At 42.4% G+C, this 20,388-nt stretch carries 22 protein-coding genes; 7 read left to right on the top strand and 15 right to left on the bottom strand.

What is annotated here, in order from left to right; translation table 11 throughout:
• Window positions 1-1,533 carry an aminomethyl-transferring glycine dehydrogenase subunit GcvPB gene (gcvPB, locus tag IPP74_07140; protein ID MBL0319047.1) on the top strand — a complete coding sequence of 511 codons (1,533 nt, stop codon included), beginning with the start codon at window positions 1-3 and terminating at the stop codon, window positions 1,531-1,533.
• Between the two features lie 225 nt (window positions 1,534-1,758).
• On the opposite strand, the gene IPP74_07135 is transcribed toward gcvPB, so the two are convergent.
• From IPP74_07135 to IPP74_07065, 15 genes are all read right to left on the bottom strand, one after another.
• Window positions 1,759-2,451, bottom strand: a complete 693-nt coding sequence (locus tag IPP74_07135) for a hypothetical protein (protein MBL0319046.1) — start codon at window positions 2,449-2,451, stop codon at window positions 1,759-1,761.
• Window positions 2,452-2,629: 178 nt separating this feature from the next.
• Window positions 2,630-2,923 carry a hypothetical protein gene (locus tag IPP74_07130; GenBank protein MBL0319045.1) on the bottom strand — a complete coding sequence of 98 codons (294 nt, stop codon included), beginning with the start codon at window positions 2,921-2,923 and terminating at the stop codon, window positions 2,630-2,632.
• A 3-nt stretch (window positions 2,924-2,926) separates the two neighbouring features.
• On the bottom strand, window positions 2,927-3,232 hold the full coding sequence (locus tag IPP74_07125; protein MBL0319044.1) for a hypothetical protein: 306 nt from the start codon (window positions 3,230-3,232) through the stop codon (window positions 2,927-2,929).
• 181 nt (window positions 3,233-3,413) lie between these two features.
• Window positions 3,414-4,058: a hypothetical protein gene (locus IPP74_07120; GenBank protein MBL0319043.1), complete on the bottom strand. Its 645-nt coding sequence runs from the start codon at window positions 4,056-4,058 to the stop codon at window positions 3,414-3,416.
• Window positions 4,059-4,410: 352 nt separating this feature from the next.
• The gene (locus IPP74_07115) at window positions 4,411-4,875 is read right to left on the bottom strand and encodes an immunity 53 family protein (GenBank protein MBL0319042.1); all 465 of its coding nucleotides are present in this window, start codon (window positions 4,873-4,875) and stop codon (window positions 4,411-4,413) included.
• A gap of 36 nt (window positions 4,876-4,911) precedes the next feature.
• A complete protein-coding gene (locus tag IPP74_07110) occupies window positions 4,912-5,070 on the bottom strand; it encodes a hypothetical protein (GenBank protein MBL0319041.1) in 159 nt (52 codons plus the stop codon).
• Window positions 5,067-5,528, bottom strand: coding sequence for a DUF4265 domain-containing protein (locus IPP74_07105; GenBank protein MBL0319040.1), 462 nt, complete (start codon window positions 5,526-5,528; stop codon window positions 5,067-5,069). Before IPP74_07105 ends, IPP74_07110 begins: the two co-directional genes overlap by 4 nt.
• Before the next feature lies 1 nt (window position 5,529).
• Entirely contained in the window at window positions 5,530-6,246 is a 717-nt protein-coding gene (locus IPP74_07100) for a hypothetical protein (protein MBL0319039.1), read from the bottom strand.
• The gene (locus IPP74_07095) at window positions 6,221-6,547 is read right to left on the bottom strand and encodes an immunity 53 family protein (protein ID MBL0319038.1); all 327 of its coding nucleotides are present in this window, start codon (window positions 6,545-6,547) and stop codon (window positions 6,221-6,223) included. The genes IPP74_07100 and IPP74_07095 overlap by 26 nt, the downstream gene beginning before the upstream one ends.
• 171 nt (window positions 6,548-6,718) lie before the next feature.
• Complete coding sequence (locus IPP74_07090) at window positions 6,719-7,411, bottom strand: hypothetical protein (protein MBL0319037.1); 693 nt, start codon at window positions 7,409-7,411, stop codon at window positions 6,719-6,721.
• Between the two features lie 16 nt (window positions 7,412-7,427).
• Window positions 7,428-8,288 (bottom strand): VENN motif pre-toxin domain-containing protein, encoded by an 861-nt coding sequence (locus IPP74_07085; protein ID MBL0319036.1) that lies wholly within the window; start codon window positions 8,286-8,288, stop codon window positions 7,428-7,430.
• A 173-nt stretch (window positions 8,289-8,461) separates the two neighbouring features.
• Entirely contained in the window at window positions 8,462-11,410 is a 2,949-nt protein-coding gene (locus IPP74_07080) for a DUF637 domain-containing protein (protein ID MBL0319035.1), read from the bottom strand.
• 92 nt (window positions 11,411-11,502) lie between these two features.
• The gene (locus tag IPP74_07075) at window positions 11,503-11,826 is read right to left on the bottom strand and encodes a hypothetical protein (protein ID MBL0319034.1); all 324 of its coding nucleotides are present in this window, start codon (window positions 11,824-11,826) and stop codon (window positions 11,503-11,505) included.
• 66 nt (window positions 11,827-11,892) lie between these two features.
• Window positions 11,893-12,339, bottom strand: a complete 447-nt coding sequence (locus tag IPP74_07070; GenBank protein MBL0319033.1) for a hypothetical protein — start codon at window positions 12,337-12,339, stop codon at window positions 11,893-11,895.
• Window positions 12,234-12,734 carry a hypothetical protein gene (locus tag IPP74_07065; GenBank protein ID MBL0319032.1) on the bottom strand — a complete coding sequence of 167 codons (501 nt, stop codon included), beginning with the start codon at window positions 12,732-12,734 and terminating at the stop codon, window positions 12,234-12,236. The genes IPP74_07070 and IPP74_07065 overlap by 106 nt, the downstream gene beginning before the upstream one ends.
• Before the next feature lie 513 nt (window positions 12,735-13,247).
• Here IPP74_07065 and IPP74_07060 point away from each other — a divergent pair.
• The 6 genes from IPP74_07060 (at window position 13,248) to IPP74_07035 (ending at window position 20,243) form a co-directional block, all read left to right on the top strand.
• Complete coding sequence (locus IPP74_07060; protein ID MBL0319031.1) at window positions 13,248-14,354, top strand: S-(hydroxymethyl)glutathione dehydrogenase/class III alcohol dehydrogenase; 1,107 nt, start codon at window positions 13,248-13,250, stop codon at window positions 14,352-14,354.
• Window position 14,355: 1 nt separating this feature from the next.
• Entirely contained in the window at window positions 14,356-15,198 is an 843-nt protein-coding gene (fghA, locus tag IPP74_07055) for an S-formylglutathione hydrolase (GenBank protein MBL0319030.1), read from the top strand.
• 102 nt (window positions 15,199-15,300) lie between these two features.
• Complete coding sequence (locus IPP74_07050; protein ID MBL0319029.1) at window positions 15,301-15,543, top strand: helix-turn-helix transcriptional regulator; 243 nt, start codon at window positions 15,301-15,303, stop codon at window positions 15,541-15,543.
• A gap of 2 nt (window positions 15,544-15,545) precedes the next feature.
• A complete protein-coding gene (locus IPP74_07045) occupies window positions 15,546-16,832 on the top strand; it encodes a type II toxin-antitoxin system HipA family toxin (protein MBL0319028.1) in 1,287 nt (428 codons plus the stop codon).
• A gap of 449 nt (window positions 16,833-17,281) precedes the next feature.
• The gene (locus tag IPP74_07040; GenBank protein MBL0319027.1) at window positions 17,282-18,931 is read left to right on the top strand and encodes a von Willebrand factor type A domain-containing protein; all 1,650 of its coding nucleotides are present in this window, start codon (window positions 17,282-17,284) and stop codon (window positions 18,929-18,931) included.
• A 148-nt stretch (window positions 18,932-19,079) separates the two neighbouring features.
• On the top strand, window positions 19,080-20,243 hold the full coding sequence (locus IPP74_07035) for a hypothetical protein (protein MBL0319026.1): 1,164 nt from the start codon (window positions 19,080-19,082) through the stop codon (window positions 20,241-20,243).
• Window positions 20,244-20,388 lie beyond the last annotated feature (145 nt).

Raw genomic sequence — 20,388 nt, 5'->3', positions numbered from 1 at the left:
ATGAACCCCACGTTAGAAAACACATTAGACACAAACATAACCGCCCATACTCAGGCTTCATCCACCTTTGTACCCACTGCCTGCGGCTTGCTACCAGAAGAGCCCCTCTTGATCGAGCAAAGCAAAGAGGGCCGTTGTGGAGTTGATTTGCCTGCCCTTAAAGGTACAGCTTCACGCACTGGCGTTGCCCAGCGTGAAACCATCGGCTTACCACAAGTAAGTGAGCAACAGGCCATTCGCCATTTCGTACGCTTGTCGCAACGTAATTATTCTATTGATGCCGGATTCTACCCGCTAGGTTCGTGCACCATGAAACACAATCCACGTCAGAATGAAAAATTTGCGCGTTTTCCAGGTTTTGCCTTAGCGCACCCACTGCAACCTGAAAGCACGATTCAAGGCGCCTTAGCCTTGATGTATGAATTGCAGCAATGCCTAGCCACCATCACCGGACTACCAGGGGTATCGCTAGCTCCAGCAGCTGGCGCTCATGGAGAAATGGCCGGTATCATGGTCATCCGCTCTGCTCACGTTGCCAAGGGCCGTGCCCGTAAAACCGTATTAATCCCAGACAGTGCCCACGGCACCAACCCGGCAACCGCCGCATTATGTGGATACGAAATCAAAACCATCGCCAGCACCAAACAAGGGTTTGTGGATGTCGAAGCTTTCAAAGCCCTGCTCAATGATGATGTGGCCGCGATGATGCTGACCAACCCAAGCACCGTTGGTTTATTCGATCCCAACATCTTGGAAATTTCGTCCCTGCTCCACCAAGCTGGTGCTTATTTTTACTGTGACGGCGCTAACTTCAACGCCATCGTTGGTAAAGTTCGCCCTGCCGATTTTGGTGTGGATGTGATGCACATCAACCTCCACAAAACCTTTTCCACCCCTCATGGCGGTGGCGGCCCAGGCAGTGGCCCGATTGTGGTCACCGAAGAACTTGCTCCTTATCTTCCCATTCCGCAAGTGATCAAAAAAAATGACCGCTATCATCTGATTACCGAATCCAAAACCAGCATGGGCCGCGTAAAAGGCTTTAATGGCCAGTTTGGCATGTTTGTCCGTGCGTTGTCCTATGCACTGGCTCACGGGTCTGATGGCTTACGGCAGGCTGCGGAAGATGCAGTACTCAATGCCAATTATATTTTTGCAAGACTCAAAGACCTTTACCACGCGCCATTCGAAGGACCGTGTATGCACGAATGCCTGCTGACGGATAAAAACCAGAAAGCCCACGGCATCAGCACCATGGAAATCGCCAAAACGTTAATTGAGTTCGGCTACCACCCCATGACCGTCTTCTTCCCGTTAGTGGTTCAAGGCGCTATGCTGATTGAACCGACCGAAAGTGAAACCAAGGAAACGCTAGACCAATTCATCGACACCATGCGATGGATTGCGACCGAAATCAGCCAGGGACGCGGTGATGTTTTCAAAGAAAATCCACGCTCGACCCCACGCAGAAAACTGGATGAGGTTTCTGCAGCGAAATATCCGAAATTGACGTGGATGGATTTGGTTGGTTGACATAATACACACCGCACCAATAGCAGCTTTATCATAACCAGCAAACAGACTATCGCTTTGAATCATTGCCAATAGGATCTATCCTTGTATTCGTACCGCGGGGAGCAAGTCAGGAATATTATTCTTCCAATCGATCATTTTCGAACATCTTGCCCCTGATTTTTGCCTATTACCTTGTTATAATGCTCAGCTCCAGCGGTTCCATCAGGTTTTCCTCCATCAAATTTAATCCTGCTGATCTACTATCCCTCTAAAACTTTCTATCAGAATTTCTAATTTAGTTGGATCACCGGTAGCATCAAATACTTGATCTTTAATGATAAATGTGTACCAGTCTGTTTCAGAGGTTTCATAGGTCTGGCGGTTAATGCTCAAATTTTCAAGCTTTGTGTCTGTCAGTTCAATCTTAACTCTCCAACCTGGGTTATCTAAGGTACTTATTGTTACACCATACATATGCTCCCAATCTCCATTGCAGTGAGAAGCGTACCACGACATTAACCAATTCAGAGTCTTATTAGATTCCATATGTTCAATTTTCTTATCGCTATTATTTCCATCGAATAACTCCTTAAACTTTAATAAAAGCAATTCTAACTTTAGAGAATCTCCTGACGCTTTATAAAGATTATCGTTTATTTTATAACCATACCAATCTTGCTTGGTTTCAATTAAGCTAGGTACAGGTGTTAACTTTCCGTCTTTAAAATAGTATAGAACATCCTCCTCTATCGAGTTATCATGTAGTTCTGTATCGATAGTTACCCCTTCTAATGTGGTGCCTAATAAATTTATCGTAATGTACCAACCAGGATTATCAACCGTATAAATATCTATAATATTTCCATATCTGTAATCTCTATTACAATGAGACTCATACCAGTACATTAACCATTTCAGAATATTATCTACTTTCATTATATTGCCTTTTATCATTTATTTAAAACGAGTATTATTTGGCCGTTCGTTCGCATTAGGCTTCCTGACTCCACCAGGTATTGTTTTTCCTTGCATATGTGGAGTTGGTATAGGTTTCTCTGTTATTTTATTAGTATGCGGCGCTCCCATGCTGCCATCAGGCTTTCCCCCATCAAATTTAATCCTGCTGATCTACTATTCTTTTAAAATTTTCTATCAGAATCTCTAACTTACTTGGATCTCCAGCTGCATCGAATTTTTTATCTTTAATAATAAAGGTATACCAGTCTGTTTCGGAGATTTCATAAGATTCGCGTTCAATATTTAGATTTTCTAGCTTTGTTCCCACTAATTCCACTTGAAGCCTCCAGCCAGGATTATCAACTGTGTATAACTTTTGTCGGAGGAATTTGAGTCCCACCTGGAAAATTTGGCTTGCGGAGACCAGCAAAAATTCTTCTATATTTTTCATACTTCATTTCCAATCAAATGTGAATTTCCATTCGATTGCCTGCAGTGCTTCCTCAGATAAATCTGGGTGGATTTCCTGCACATGTGCACGTGCAATTTTTCCAGCGGATTCTAATGTGTTCTTCGACCAATCAACATTGATTCTTCCGACTTCTTCAAATACTATTTTGATTGAATATAAGAGTCTTTCTCCTTCGGCAGGACCAAATTCTTCAATAATTTTTATGCTATTTCTAGTGGGTGAGGATGATATTCCATAGCCAATAAATATTATTAATGCTCTACTAAGATCATTGAGGTGGTCGTGCATATTAATTCTTACCTTCTAAAAATTACCGATTCTAAACCTGTTGAAGGATCAACCTTAATAATATCAGTCACTTTTGGATTCACTTGTAATGCTGGAAATTCGACCGTCTCCCAAATATTTCCCGGTCTTAACGTATCACCAATTACAGCTCTAACGGTTCCACTCGCACCTTGTGCATAGGCTAAAGAAGCATTTTCCCAGGCTTGTACTGATAAAGGGTTGCTTGCATTCCAAGGTGGGATTCGATTCCATTTACTGATATAAATTGTTCTAAAGTAGTTCCTCCATTAGCCAAAGCAAAATCTCCCGCTAGCTCCACGCCTCCAATTCCATTTGTTTTTCCTGACCAAAATAAAGCTCCATCTATTTCTGTTGTATATGATAACCCATCAAAAGCTGGATCAAGGAGTGTTCCAGCCAAAGGTGATCCAGATATTTCAGCACCTAACCCTATATCAACACCAGCACCAGTACCCGACTTCAAGACTAAACTATCCGTCGCTGTCGCTGCACTTGCTACAGCCTTTTCCGGTGCAAATACTGGACCAAGATAAACTGCTCCAAAACCAATAATAGCACGCAATTGATCTGGCGTAAATTGATCATAAAGCCAGTTACCCGCTGCGTCTCTTTTAGCTCCCACATACGTATACAACGTATCAATCTGCTCATCACCCAAAGCATTTCTTAATCCAGCATCCATTTTCTCAACGGTGAAGTTTGCTCCTTTCTTTGCAACACCTCCGAGAGAAACTAAGGCATCTTTCATCCATTTCGGAGTAATCTCAACGAGATACCCATTCACCAATTCATTGCCTTCATTCATCCCTTTGCCAACACTATCAAGGAACTCACCTGCAAAGGTGCTTTTCGACAACAGCAAGTTGAAATTAATTGCCTGAATCTGGATACTAAGGCTACCGCTCTTGTTCTTCTAGGATCGCATGTACATCAAAGGTACATACCAAATCTCCACGGGACACCCAAATCGAATTTTCTCAATCAATAACATATTGATTTATAATGATCTAAAATTTCAAATCTCAGTAGCCGACGAAAACAAGAGGAATATTATTCTTCCAATCGATCATTTTCGAACATCTTGCCCCTGATTTTTGCCTATTACTTTGTTATAATGCTCAGCTCCAGCGGTTCCATCAGGTTTTCCTCCATCAAATTTAATCTTGCTGATCTACTATCCCTCTAAAACTTTCTATCAGAATTTCTAATTTAGTTGGATCACCAGTAGCATCAACTACTTGATCTTTAATGATAAATGTGTACCAGTCTGTTTCTGAGGTTTCATAGGTCTGGCGGTCAAGAGTTAAATTTTCTAAATTCGTGCCAACAAGATCAATTTTGACTCTCCAACCTGGGTTATCTATAGTACTAATTTTAATCTGATTTTCATGCTCCCAATCTCCATTGCAGTGAGAAGCATACCAAGACATTAACCAATTCAGAGTCTTATTAGATTCCATATGTTCAATTTTCTTATCGCTATTATTTCCATCGAATAACTCCTTAAACTTTAATAAAAGCAATTCTAACTTCAAATAATCGCCAGATGCGTTATAAAAATTATTTTTTACACCACAAAAGAACCAATCTTGTTTGGTTTCAACTAGGCTAGGTGTTGGCATTATCTTTTTTTATCATTTTATTTCTCTCGTTATTATTTAACGATTAAAACGATTATTATTAGGAAGTTCATTTTTATAAGGAGAACGGACACCGCCTGTGACCCCACTTAATGCGCCGATACCATAATTACTTCTAAGAGCAGTAGCATAACCACACCCGAGCGCAGCATGGGCTAATAATTGGGAAAACGTCAAATTTCATTATTATGATGCTCTGAGATGCAAGGTTCTTCATAAATAATGACTCCACGCTGCTCAAGCTCTTCTAAATAAGTCTTTACTGAAATAAATGAAGTATTGGGCGGAACATCAACCACAGTTATATGCTTATATTTATTTCCAGATTCCGTTTTACATCCTAGCCGAACTAATGACTCACATATTTCTGCGAAAGATTCCTCCTTCTCAAAATAAATTCGAAAAGTGCTATGATTCTCAGTGTCAATAATTTTTTGTGCAACTAATTCTTCGTTAATTACTTCAACCTTAACGGTGTCATTATATGCAAGAAATGGCACAAAAAACGGTATATTATCTATTTTGTATAATTCTGGTGCCACTTCATATGCCCATAAAGTTTCAACTGATGTCGGTGGCCACCCACCTTCATCAACCTCTAGATTAAACAATACCTTAACCAATTTTTTATCCATATTATTTCTGTTGCTTTACTAGCCCTTTAAAACTTTCGATCATAATTTCTAATTTAGTCGGATCTCCAGCGGCATCGAATTTTTTGTCTTTAATAATATAGGTGTACCAGTCTGTTTCAGAGGGTTCAAAAGTTTTGCGGTCAATACTTAGATTTTCTAAGTTCGTATCAACAAGATCAATTTGAAGTCTCCAGCCTGGATTATCTAACGTACTAATTTTAATCTGATTTTCATGTTCCCAATCTCCATTGCAGTGAGAAGCATACCACGACATTAACCAATTGAGAGATTGACTAGGTTCTATATGTTCACTTTCCTTTTTATTCTTTCTATCGAATAACTCACAAAATCTTAATAAGAGAAATTCTAATTTCAAGGAATCTCCAGATGCTCTATAAACATTATTTTTTATACCATAAAAGAACCAATCTTGTTTGGTTTCAATTAGACTAGGGACAGGAGTTAGCTGCCCATCTTTAAAATAGTAGAGAACATCCTCTTCTATAGAATTATCTTGTTTTTCCCCATCGACATTTATCCCTTCCAATGAGGTGCCTAATAAATTTATCGTAATGAACCAGCCAGGATTATCTACCGTATCTATATATATTCTAATGGTTTCTTCGCTTTTAGAAAAACAATTGAATTGATACCATTCTATAAGCCATGTCAAAATATTAGGTGCTTCATTTTCAATTATCAGTGGTTTTTTTATCATCCGCATGCTCTTCTACTAATTTCCTAAACATATTCACTAGAAAAAGCAATCTGGAAGGATCTGCTCTACCTTTAAATAAATTGTTTTCTATTTTTATATAAAACCAATCCGTTTCCGACGTATTAAGATCAGACAACTCATAAGTTACTCCATCTAAACAAGTTTGCCTTAAATCAATATCAACTCTCCATCCTGGATTACTTAATGTTCCAATACTAATACTGTGTTCATGTTCCCAATCTCCATTAAAGTGGGATTGATACCATTTCATGAGCCATTCTAATCCACTATCCGTTTTCATTAAATCCCCTATCATTTAAAGCGAGTATTATTAGGTATTTCATTTTGATTAGGAGGTCTTACTCCACCAGTGATGGTTTTTCCTTGTACGTGTGGGGTAGGCATAGGTTTCGCTGTTATTTTATTAGTATGCGGCGCTCCCATGCTTCCATCAGGTTCTCCACCATCAAATTTAATTCTGCTGATCTACTATCCCTCTAAAACTTTCTATCAGAATCTCTAATTTAGTTGGATCACCGGTAGCATCAAATACTTGATCTTTAATGATAAATGTGTACCAGTCTGTTTCTGAGGTTTCATAGGTCTGGCGGTTAATGCTCAAATTTTCAAGCTTTGTGTCTGTCAGTTCAATCTTAACTCTCCAACCTGGGTTATCTAAGGTACTTATTATGACACCATACATATGCTCCCAATCTCCATTGCAGTGAGAAGCATACCACGACATTAACCAATTGAGGGATTGACTAGGTTCCATATGTTCAATTTTCTCATTGCTATTCTTTCTATCGAATAACTCACAAAAGCTTAATAAGAGAAATTCTAACTTCAAAGAATCTCCAGATGCATTATAAAAATTATTTTTTATACCATAAAAGAACCAATCTTGTTTGGTTTCAATTAGGCTAGGTACAGGAGTTAACTGCCCATCTTTAAAATAGTATAGAACATCCTCCTCTATCGAGTTATCTTGTCGTTCTGTGTCAATATTTACCCCTTCTAATGTGGTGCCTAATAAATTTATCGTAATGAACCACCCAGGATTATCTACCGTATCTATAAATATTCTAGTGGTTTCTTCGCTTTTAGAAAAACAATTGAATTGATACCATTCTATAAGCCATGTCAAAATATTATTTGTTCTCATTGCAGCGCCTTATAATTTAATTAAAACGGGAATTATTTGGTAGTTCATTAGCATTAGGCTTCCTGACTCCACCAGGTATTGTTTTTCCTTGCATATGTGGGGTAGGTATGCGTTCCTCTGTTATTTTATTAGTATGCGGCTTTCCCTGACTTCCATCAGGTTTTCCACCATCAAATTTAATGATTGGATTAGAATGTCCCGTTTTCGTTTTTTCATAGGTTGTATATTGATACACGTTTTTATCCTTATCATATTTAAATGAAGAATAAGGCCCTTCTGGTTTAGATTCCTGATTATTAATGTCCGGTTTAACATCTTTTACAGAATTGCCGACTGATTCATTTACTTTCTTAGCTCCATTTACACTCGCTAAGACCTTATCACCGACACGAACAAGCCTAGTAGAGCCAGCTGGCAAAAACGGCACCGCCAGTGCAAGCGAATCAGACGCTAAATCATAATACCCCTCTTTAACAAGTCCATCATCATCAACAAAATACCCATACCCAATCTTAACACCATCCGCTGCTACGAACAAGCTATCCCAAATGGCATCCAAGGCATTATTTTCGGCAGCGTTACTGGCGATGCTTGAGCCAGAATTAATATTATCCGCATTGCCTCCCGCTACGAAAGCGGCGATGGCTCCGGCTACGGAAGCCAGTTGGGTGCCATTATTTTGGATAATATCCGTTTCTTCTTTGCTGATTCCGCTTTGCAATTCATAGCCTAAGTAGGCTTCGGCTATTAATTCGCCTGTAACCCCACTTAATGCGCCGATACCACAATTACTTCCAAGAGCCGTAGCATAACCACAGCCAAGTGCAGCATGGGCTAATGTGGGTGGCTTTTGATATATCACCCGCCTTATAAGCATCACCAATTTCATTGGCAGCGACAGCACCGATAGACATAACTATCGCACCAATAGCAGCTTATCATAACCAGCAAATAAACTATCGCCATTAATGGTATTTGTGACGGTCTGTTTGACTGCAGAGTCCACTAAGTTATAGCTAACTTCTGGTAACGTTTTGCCTGGAACATTACTCAGGTCAAAATGGTTGCTGATACCCCGGTGATGCCTGCGCTTACCACACTGATCGCTAATTGTTTTAAATTAGCCGACGATCCCATATCTTCAAGCGCACCAAGAATGTTGCCCTTATTATTGATCAATGCAATGCTGGCTTGCGTTACTAGAGTGCTGAAGGCGGCATTTGCCATAAGCCCTGATACGGAACTTCCTGCAGCACCAATCAAGGTAGCGCCCGTTCCACCCGTTGCCGCAGCGACCGCAATGGCAATCACCGCAGCGGCAGGTGCCGAAAGTCCGGTGGTTTTGTGGTACCATTCCTGATAAACGGGATCGACCTTTTCCCAGGCGACGTTATTTTGTTGCTGGAGTTGACCGAGCCATTCAAGACCGGGTTCTTGTTTGAGGCGGTCGACTGATTCGGTTAAGGTCTCACCGCTTTGGCCTTCATACTGCACGGCGAATGAATTCGCACTAAGGTTTACAGTACCGGCCTGAAGCTTGGTTTGCTTCACCGTTTCAATATGATGGCCTTGGTCAATCATGGTGGTCATGATGCCGTTATCTTTGGATGATTGGATGCTGAGATAATCGACATCCTTTTCTGCGCCAAATAAAAGTGTGTTGGCGCTGAGGTTGATCTCATCATTGGCTGTTAGATTGCTGCTTGCGATATACATGGTATCGGCAGCACTAGCGTTGATGGTGTGACCGGCTGTGAGGATGGAAGGCTTGTTGGTAAGCAGTTCCTTTTCTGCATGGATAAACGATCCACCCATGAAACCACCACCACCACTTTTTCCATCATAGACACTGTGATAATAATCGGCTGCGGAGGTGATGTTTAGGTTATTGGCATCCAGGTTCATATCATGACCAGCATCCAGCACACTGCCGCTGATGGTGATATTGCCACCACCATCTATGCTAGCGTTTGGAGACAACGCACTCAGGATAAGATCATTACCGGTAGAAAGCTGTGAGCCAATGCGCTGGATCGAATCACTGGTGGAAGTACTTTTATGGTATTTGCCTTCGGTGTGGCGGATCAAATCGACGGTGCCGATGATGATGTCGCCTCCTGTTGAGGTTAAGGTGGCGTTATGACCTGCGTTTAATATACCGCCTTGGAAAACGATATCCTTGTTTGCAGTTAGGGTGACATCATTCCCGGCGGTAATAGTGCCTTGATGTTGCAGGGTTTGGAAAGTGCTCTTGCCGTATTGGCTGTCGGTGATGAACGCGCTGTTGATGATGGTTTCTGCTGTCATCGATAGGTTATTGCCAGCTCCTAACGTTCCGCCTTCATTGACAACAGCACCGCTGGCGGTGATGACCATATTTTGTTTAGCACGGATGCTGCCTTGGTTGATGATGCTGGTGCCGTTGAAATTCACGTTATTGCCGGCAATCATCGAGCCATTGTTTGTGTTGGTGAAGGTTTGTACGGTGCTTTGGGCTAGATACAGATGTGGCACGAGAACTTGTTTACCGTTTACGGTTTCTTGCACTAACCAAATGATATCCTTGTTGAGCAGCGATAATTGTGAATCCGTGGGCGCAAGTCCTACGCTTAGATTTAAATCATCTTTGACCGACAGGGCATTGTCGTACAGGTGCTTCATCTGCGCGGTTTCATCGGTGAGGCCTGGAATGAGGAAACGGGTTCCTAAGGCCTTCAACATCTGATCGCGGATCAGATGTGTTTCAAAAAAGGCATCGCCCAGGATTAAGAGGTTTTGTTCTAACTGGTAGCCAAGCTGGGTGAGTAAATAATTGGATCCTACATAGTTATCGTTATTCACGAACGGAATGTTGGTTTGGATGAGGTAGGGAGAATTGGGATTGCTTGATGGACCAAATAATCCGCTCGCACTAATACCGGTGTTGGGCAGGACGCTTGAGATTTGATCGATCTCAGGATTAATCACGACTGCGCTTGTGGGCAGAGACGTGAGGTTATTGATGAGCGTGCCACCCGCAGTAAGATTACCTCCCGCTTCAATGGTGCTTGCGATATGGCCGGATTGAAAAGCGAGGTCAAATGTACCCATGGGTAGTACCACGCCACCAATATAATCATAATCACCGGTTAATGGATTATACAAATGCGGCAAACAGCCTGATGTGGTACAGGTGTAGCGGATGATGCTGTTGAGGCTCATGCCGGTATTGATGATATTCGTATCACCTAAATCTACATTGCCGCTGGCGCTGATGGCGCTGGTGCTTTGCTGTAATGTATCGCTATCGATGGTCAGGTTTTGGCCTGATATTATCTCTCCGGCTTTTTGGGTGAAGTTTTCAGATTCGGTAATGATTTGCCGTGCAACGCCTGGAGGAAGATTGGGATCGGCTTGCCAGCTGCTGTTATTATCCACCATGAATTTAATGCCGTCTTCATAGGGTGCGGCGTTGAATATCAGCCATTGATTGTCGCTGCCGGTATGCGCCAGCATATCATCATTGCCGTGGCCGTAGCGTATGTCGAAATAATCAGTATCGGCTGCGGTTTGGGTTATATTGGTTCCGCCTGCGCGTTCGTTGATGATGGTATCTGCTTTGAGTACCATGGAACCAGCAGATTCTATCAGGCCGCTTTGGTTATTAAGCAACACCATGCGACCGCCAGCAATCCCATCCAGTACTACGTTCCCTATGGTTGTGAGAATATAGGCTTGGTTATTGAGGAGCGTATTGCCGACATGGAGGGCTAGATTGTTAGTGGCATAGACTACGCCTTGGTTTGTGAGGTTGTTGGTCGCCTGAATATCCGCATCTTCATCGGAAGCGATCATGCCGGTAGTTTGATTGAGGATGTTATAGGCGCTGATGGAAAGGGTGGAAAGCGTTGAGAGTTCACCGCTATTGGTAAATAAGCCACCCACACTTAAATCCATATTACCGATAGAAGAAATAGTGGAGTTGTTATTGGTCCAATCGCCCAAAGCAGTTTGGTTCATTATTTCGGCAAGGATGGTGCTGGTATTGATGAGTGTGTCCGTTCCTGATTCCCAATCGATGGATTGTGCGCGCAGATCGCTGTTAGTAACGGTTAGCTTTTCTCGGCGAGCATATTTAACTCTGCTTCCAGACCGGTGGTGGATACATCATGAACGATAATATCTTTGCTGGCATTGATGGTGATGATGTTAGCGGTGGTATAAGCAAAACCAGTTTGTGCACCAGAGCCATCCACAGTAATGGAATCATCCGACTGCGCATTTACATTATCCTCAGCATAGAGATAGGTACCGCCTACATTCATCGCTCCATGTGCATGCAGATTTACCGATTGGCCTGCTATTTTACCGGTATGGGTGATAGAGCCGTTATTGCTGGTGATGTTCATTGCCGGTTGCGTGGGCAGTACCGGCATGCATAATCGCACCATCAGCGGTGATTTCTAAATCGCCATTATTGGCTTCCATGATGCCGCTTGTATTCACCCCCACCCCAGCTTCGGTGCTGATGAGGTGGATTTTCCGGCATACATGCCACCCAGTTCGGAAGAATCAACGGCTACCGTTGGCTTATCGGCAGATGAGCCTGGCAATAAGGTAATCCCCCGTGTGTTATAATCCACCTGGTTGCGACCGGCAATTACATGGATGCTGTCGCCACCATAAATGGCTGCGCGGATATCAGCAGCGCGCGATAGGATATCAAGGGCGCTGGTTTGGCTGGCATTTAAACCAGCACCTTCCACCGTCACGGTTCCTTTTTCAACGTTGATGTGGTCTAAGCCACCTCCAGCATTAAGTGATGGCGTACCGGTTGTTAGCGTCACTCGTGGTGTATGGATGAATCCACACCCGTTACAGCTAATCCCATTAGGATTAGCGACAACATACTCCGCTTGCGCACCCAATATCTCTGTCGGTCCTTGCAACGAGGAGCATTGGTTCCCGTTACTTCGTTGATGATCATGCGTGCTTCATTGCCAGTCGATAGGTGACCATTACCCACAACAATGCTACCAATCGTTGAAACTCCAGAGCTCGCAGAGTTATTAACAATCAACCCCTCACTGCCTACTTGTAATTCTCCAAGCTTGTTGTGGGAAACTCCCCCCGCATTGGGTGTAACAATATTTTCTACTGGTGTATGATTGAGCGATTCAGATACGGTAGGCTGGTTAGCAATCGGCGCTGTTATATCGGGTGTAATAATAGTTTGTGCATAGGCAAGAGAGCCAATCACAGGCTGAATTACCAGGATTACCGACAGCGTCATGACAAGAACATGATGCAGTTTCCTTAGCACATTTTCCCTCATAATTCCCATAGATATACCTGCAAAAATTGATCGCCGTTACGATAATGAAGGCGCTTGTATATACTGCATTAAACTATAAAACAAGCAGTAATTTCAATTTATGGTTGTGAACTTGTGATACTTGCTTTGGTGTAGCTATTGGGCAACACATGTAAAATTTCTTTTTAGGAATGTCTCTGCAATGGTAAGCGTCCGCTAAAGCCGGATCATCGGAATAATTTGGCTAGTCTATTCTTGGTATTAAACGAACAGGAGGCCCTAATATCTGGTTCAAACGAATCAAGGATTGATGATAAAATCCGAGAAAAAACCGGAAGAACACGTGGAAAAGCAGCAAGAATCTTCGAAGGAAATCAAAGTATTTAGCCATCCTATAAACCTCTACAAATATGCGCCCCCCCATTGAAACGTTGTCTAAAATATTCACCGCCATCAAAAGCTGCGAACAAAGACTTGCCGTCCACGCGTTAAACGTTTATTTTCACCCACTATTTATAAAACTATCATGGGGTTGATAAAACGATGAAAACAAGAGCTGCGATTGCGGTACAAGCAGGAAAACCATTGGAAATTGAACTGCTGGATCTCCAGGGACCCCAAGCTGGGGAAGTGTTAATTGAAATCATGGCCACCGGCGTGTGCCACACGGATGCTTTCACACTTTCAGGCGATGATCCTGAAGGGGCTTTCCCAGCCGTTCTAGGGCATGAAGGTGCTGGCATTGTGCGTGAGATTGGCGCAGGTGTCACTTCGGTTAAAGTAGGAGATCACGTCATTGCGCTCTACACACCTGAATGTCGTGAATGCGACTATTGCCTGCATCCCAAAACTAATTTATGCCAAAAAATTCGCAGCACTCAGGGCAAAGGGCTAATGCCAGATGGTACATCGCGTTTTTCACTCAGAGGCAAACCTGTCCTGCACTACATGGGCTGCTCAACATTTTCCAACTTCACTGTTTTGCCAGAAATTGCCGTTGCCAAGGTCCGCAGTGACGCACCCTTTGACAAAATTTGTTATATTGGATGCGGTGTAACAACCGGCATTGGTGCCGTTGTTTTTGATGCCAAAGTAGAGCCAGGATCAACCGTTGCTGTATTTGGCTTAGGTGGCATTGGGCTTAATGTGGTTCAAGGTGCACGAATGGTTGGGGCTACCCGCATTATCGGCATCGACATTAACGAAAACAGAAAAGAGCTGGCCACTCAGTTAGGCATGACCGATTTTATCAACCCCACCAAAGTTAACAACATCGTTGAAGCTATTATTGACCTGACCAACGGTGGCGTGGACTACTCCTTTGAATGTATTGGCAACGTGGATGTCATGCGACAGGCTCTGGAATGCTGTCATAAAGGCTGGGGCGAGAGCGTGATTATCGGCGTTGCAGGTGCAGGCAAAGAAATTTCTACCCGTCCATTTCAATTAGTCACAGGGCGTGTCTGGCGTGGCTCTGCATTTGGTGGCGCACGCGGTCGAACCGATGTGCCCAAAATTGTTGATTGGTACATGCAGGGCCGCATTGATATTGACAGCCTCATTACACATAAAATGCCGCTCGAAGAAATCAACACAGCATTTGACCTTATGCATAAAGGCATCTCCATCCGGAGTGTCGTGGAGTATTAAAATGCCCTGTGAAAAATCATTTACATGCCATGGTGGCACCGTTGGCTATTATACACACCAGAGCCAACAAACACGCACGGTAATGCGCTTTTCATTGTTCCTTCCCCCACAGGCTAAAGCACACTCTGTCCCCTATCTGCTATTTCTCTCTGGCCTGACATGCACAGAAGAAAATTTTACGACCAAAGCCTGTGCCTATCGTAAAGCCAGCGAGTTAGGCATGGCCATTCTAGTGCCTGATACCTCGCCACGCGGTGAAGATGTTGCAGACGATTCCGCCTATGATTTAGGCCAAGGTGCAGGCTTTTATATGGATGCAACACAAGCCCCATGGGCAACCCATTTTCGTATGGAAAGTTATCTGATCCATGAATTATTACCCCTGGTAGAAAACGAATTTCCATTGGATGCCAGACGAAAATATATATCAGGCCACTCTATGGGGGGCCATGGAGCGTTAACGCTCCATTTCAAATATCCCGATTTATTTACCTCATGCTCTGCATTCTCACCCATCGTTGCCCCCTCCCAAGTGCCGTGGGGCCAAAAAGCATTCAGCGCCTATCTGGGTGAAAAACAAAAGAGTGAGTGGAACAACCATGATGCCTGCGCACTTGCAAGGCAAGCAACGAACGCCCCACAAAAACCTCCGATCCTAATTGATCAAGGACTGAGCGACCCCTACTTAGAGAGCCAGCTCAAACCACATCTTTTTGAGGCTGCGTGCGCACAATCAGGACAACGACTGTCGCTGCGCCAACATGAAGGCTATGATCATAGTTATTTCTTTATTCAGAGCTTTATAGAGGATCATTTGGAGTGGCATCGGAAAGAAATATACTGATTTATTAAATACACCCCTTAATATTCCCGCTCAGTAACTTATTCTTGTTTTCTTAACCAAATCCCGATAACATTACCGTACGGGAACATCATCGCAGCCTTTATGAAACAAACACCAGAAACCATCGGCAGCATTATTAAAAAAGTCCGCAAAGCAACCGGCATTACCCAAAAGGATCTTGCCCTGACTTCCGGTACGGGCTTGCGCTTTATCATCGAGCTAGAGAAAGGAAAACCAACCTGTCAGCTCGGTAAAGCCCTTACCGTCATGCAAACCCTCGGGATCAAACTCGCTCTCTCCTCACCCATGCTCAATGAGAGCCAAAAGGACACTAAACAAGGATAACTATGGCCCGCACACTGGATGTTTATTTGAATCAAAATCTTGCCGGCTATCTTGTTCAAGACGATGAAGGACGATTGGTTTTTACCTATGCAACCCCCTATCTTGAAAGAGGTCTGTCTTTACCCCTTTCATATTCGTTGCCACTGCGAAAGGAGCCTTTCTCAAGTAAAGAATGCAGAGGATTTTTTTCCGGCATTTTACCAGAGGGCGATAAAAGGGAAATGGTCGCGCGCAATCTTGGCATTACAGCACGCAATGACTTTTCTATGTTAGATAAAATTGGCGGAGAATGTGCAGGAGCCATTTCATTCATGCGCTCTGGAGAACCGTTACCTGAGCATGATTATAAATACCGAACACTTTCTGATATTGAACTCGAAACCATCTTAAACGATTTACCCAGCCATCCGCTCATGGCAGGAGAAGATGGAATAAGGCTTTCTCTTGCAGGTGCACAAGATAAACTTCCCGTACATGTGGCAGGCAATCATGTCTCATTACCGCTTGGCAACGCTCAAAGCACTCATATTTTAAAACCTCAAAATACTCATTTTAAAGATCTTGTTTTCAATGAATTTGTGTGTATGCAACTTGCTGAAAGCATAGGGTTACCTACGGCAAAAACACAAACACGTCGCGTGGGAGACATTGATTATTTATTAGTTGAACGTTATGACCGCGAAGAAGCGCTTCTCCTTCCTCGTTTTCGCAAAAATTTGTTTATGATTAAATCGCGGAGCAACCGCCTTCATCAGGAAGATTTCTGTCAAGCGATGGGAATTGTTTCGGAAAATAAATATCAATGCGATGGTGGGCCATCATTGAAACAATGTTTTTCTCTATTGCGCAATGTGTCAACTTCTCCAGCGGTTGATCTTATAAAATTGTTAGATACGGTTATCTTCAATTATATTGTGGGTAACAATGATGCACATGGAAAAAATTTCTCCATCATCTATAATGAAGGTAGCCTTCTAACAGGAACCGAAGCACGGCTTGCCCCCTTATATGACATTCTATGTACAACTTATTACCCCCAACTCAGCAAGAAAATGGCGATGAAAATTGGTGGCGAATCTGTCGCAGAAAAAATATTTCCTCTGCATTTTGAAAAACTTGCAGAAGAGGTAGGCCTTGCTAAGCCATTAGTCAAAAAACGTGTCTATGAATTAGCCGGAATTGTTAGCGAAGGGCTTCAGAAAATAACCATCAATCATCCAACTGCCGAAGCAGTGATTCATATCATCCAAGAGCATACCAATCTCGTTATTAGTCGGTTCAAGGCGTAATTCTTTTAATCAACTGGGTGATTTCGCCACAACCCTTCATGTTACCGATCGGGATCAAATTCTCCATATTTCGTTAAAAACCGCAAAAAATTACCGTACGGGAATTTTTATCGTAATAAATTACGAACAAACCGCTCTTAATAAGATAGACATATCAGCTACTTATGCTAGGGTAGATGATGCATTTGGATAGGAATAGCCCCCAGGCCCTGTTAGTTTAATAACAAGAATATAACAGCCAAATTATTCCGATAAACCGGCTTTAGCAGACACTTACTATTTATCCTCTTCAAATAGGCATCAATCGGATAATTAAATATTTTAAAATGCGATAATATCTACCATCATCATGCCAATTAATACAATTTTAATCTTGAACCATCATTAAAATTCATCTAATATCTAAACTCGGTTATCCCATCCCTACCTTTTGAAAAAAGAAACACTTCATGCGCACCATGCATCGATTAGTTATCTATTTTTGCGTCACACTTACCGGATGCTATTCAAATAAAAACACCACTCCTCACAGTGAACCCAATTCCATCATCCCCCAAAATACTGCCTATTTAGGAACGGTCGGAACAACCGCCTATACTAACGACGGAATATGCCATGAATACCATTATTTCCTGCATAGAAAAATACTGACCTCTGATAACCCACCTAAACAAACCGAACCGAACTCATTTAAACATGTTGCACAAAAACCCACGTCTTCCTTCCCAATAGATGTGGATACATTATCCTACCCTTTCATCCAATGGGCGTTTGACCAAGGAAAAACACCAGAACCCGACTCAATCCGCCCGGAAGAAATAATCAATTATTTTGACTATAACTATCCGTTACCGCAGAGCGCTACGCAACCCTTTAAGCCCACCATAGCCATCTTCCCGACTCCGTGGAGTCCTCACACTCAATTACTCCATATTGGCATTCAAGGATATAACGGATCCAAACAGACCAAACCGCAAACCAATCTTATATTTCTAATTGATGTCTCCCGCCCTGGGCAAACGCCGGACACATTGCCATTATTTCTAAACGCGCTCAAAATACAGACCAATGCATTAGCACCAACAGACACTATCGGAATTATTGCCAATGATGGCACTAACAAAATCGTCTTGGAACCAACAGAAATGATGCAAAAGAATAAAATTCTGGAAGCATTGGATAAGCTTCATTCAGTCAATCTCACTTCTGGCGAAGACGAAATTAAAAATGCCTATAAATTTGCGCAGGAACATTTTGTTCAAGAAGGTATTAACCGTGTGATTTTGGTTACAAATAGAGCCAACTACATAAGCCCTTCAGATTTCGAGAAACTTAAGGAGTACATTAAAACAAAAGAACATTCAGATATTTCGTTTTCAATTCTCCGATTTGGAGTGGGCGATTATAACGATTATCTCATGCAACAGCTTACCCAGATTGGCCACGGTCGCACAATTTATATTAATAATACACAGGAAGCACAAAAAGCATTAGAAGAAGAAGCGCATCTGCGTTTATTTCCTATCGCACATGATGTTAATATCGAAATAGAATTCAACCCAAAACTCATCTCCCATTATCGACTTATTGGTTATGAAACATCGATACCATCATCTGAAATCCCATCGATCGAAAAAATAGAAAACAAAACGATCCACTCAGGACATCGCACGACAGCAATCTATGAAATTGTTCCAACAGGCATCAAAGAAAAACGTATCAATAGCTTACGGTCCACGGATACATATTCCGCTCAATCATCAATAAAACACGATGATGAATATGCTCGCCTTCATATGCGCTATAAACTCCCCAACCAAGAATACGATCAGTTACTCACATTTCCTATTACATTAATCCAATCATATAAACAACTTAAACAAGTACCCGCCAATATAAGATTTGCCGCATCTGTCGCTGCGTTTGCTCAGATGTTAAAAGGTGATAAACAGCTGAAGAATTATAATTTTAATAAGTTAGAAGCGTTAGCTAACCAAAGTGATGATCCAATTGGATACAAGCAAGAATTTCTGAATCTAGTTCGATTGGTAAAACTTAAATTTATTCCTAAACAAAGCGTGGAAAGAGAATTCCATTAAAATACACCTCTTCTCTGCATTATTTTTTCGAATAACAAATTAGCTCGATCAATCCCTACCTCCAACTTTAAGATTGCCCCCAACCCCACATTCTTATACATAAGATACAGCCCGCACCTCATCCGCTTCATCTCTTAGGAAAACCATCATGCGCATTTCCTTCCTCACTTCTGTTCTTACCACGCTCATCCTTTGCTTGCTGCTAGCCCAACCCAGCCAAGCAACCGTCCATAACCAACAACCCGCATCATACGATTTCCAGTTTAATCAGTGGATGAAATATTATTACGTCACTAACGATCCGTCCAAAATGGATGACTATTTACAGTGGCTGCAACAGACACAAATTCTGGAGAAAAATGCCGCCGCGCAAGCGCCCACCGCAGCATTTTTGTCGGTCATCTTTTCGCATAATGCCGACCAGGTAAAAACATGGGCACAGCGTGCTCAATCCTCAGGATTATCCGGTAAAACAAAGGAAACGTTGGAAAAGGCCTTATGGTTGTCGCATAACGAAAAAATCATTTCAGATGTCTTTAAAGATGCTCCTGAGTATTTAAATTCACCCCCCATTGACATGGAAAATCTAACGATCGTCCATGCCGAAGATCTGGATAAAACATGGAGTGCCTTTTTTGCCTCCGGCGATACGCACTACGTAAAGAAGATTATTTCGGTGCTTGCTGGTAACGCCCTTACTGGCAATAACACCATTGATGCCGCTATTCGCATAGCAGCAGAGCGTTCGTTGGAAAATAATATGTGGCAGCATGAAGTCGTGCGGCATTTTGTGTTTCAGGAAACCGCCGCTCGTTCTGGATTAGTTGAAGAACGATTAAAAAACCTGACTGAGCGTTTCAAAAAAAACATGACTTCTTTTCCTAATAAAGATTGGGACTTTTCGGCCATGCTGGTGGTTACCGATGAAAAATCCCTGAAAGAATTTTCAAAGCCAGCCAATCAAGGATTAACGTTTAAAGAATTATCCACGTTAAAGATCGGCGATAATATTGTAATCAACTTTGTTTTTATGGGAATGGAACTCACCAATGATCTCATGGCCGATGTAACCTTTGATTTGAAAATCATCGCTCCTGATGGAAATGTGCTCAATAATACCGACATGAAAGACCTGGTTGCATTCAAGCAAAAAACACCAGTGCGCTTTAAAGTGTTCGACAATAAGAACTTCATCAAAATGCAGTTTGGCCCCGATAGCCAACCAGGTAAATACCGCATCATGGTCACAGCTAAAGACAATGTGGGTAAACGGCAAATACCACTGACGAAGGATATGGAGCTGGTTAAATAGAATAAATAAACAATTCCGCCAAGACTTGCTTTTGTCATTTTCAATATGATATTAATCTCCTTAGACTGGGAAAATAGTAACCCATCCTTATTCAACGCGTTTTCATTTACCCAAAATTAGCGATTTTCAGCCACACTACGCTATG

The organism is Alphaproteobacteria bacterium, assembly GCA_016722515.1.
Taxonomy (GTDB): Bacteria; Pseudomonadota; Alphaproteobacteria; order Rickettsiales; family JADKJE01; genus JADKJE01.
This window is presented reverse-complemented; position numbering and strand designations above follow the sequence as displayed.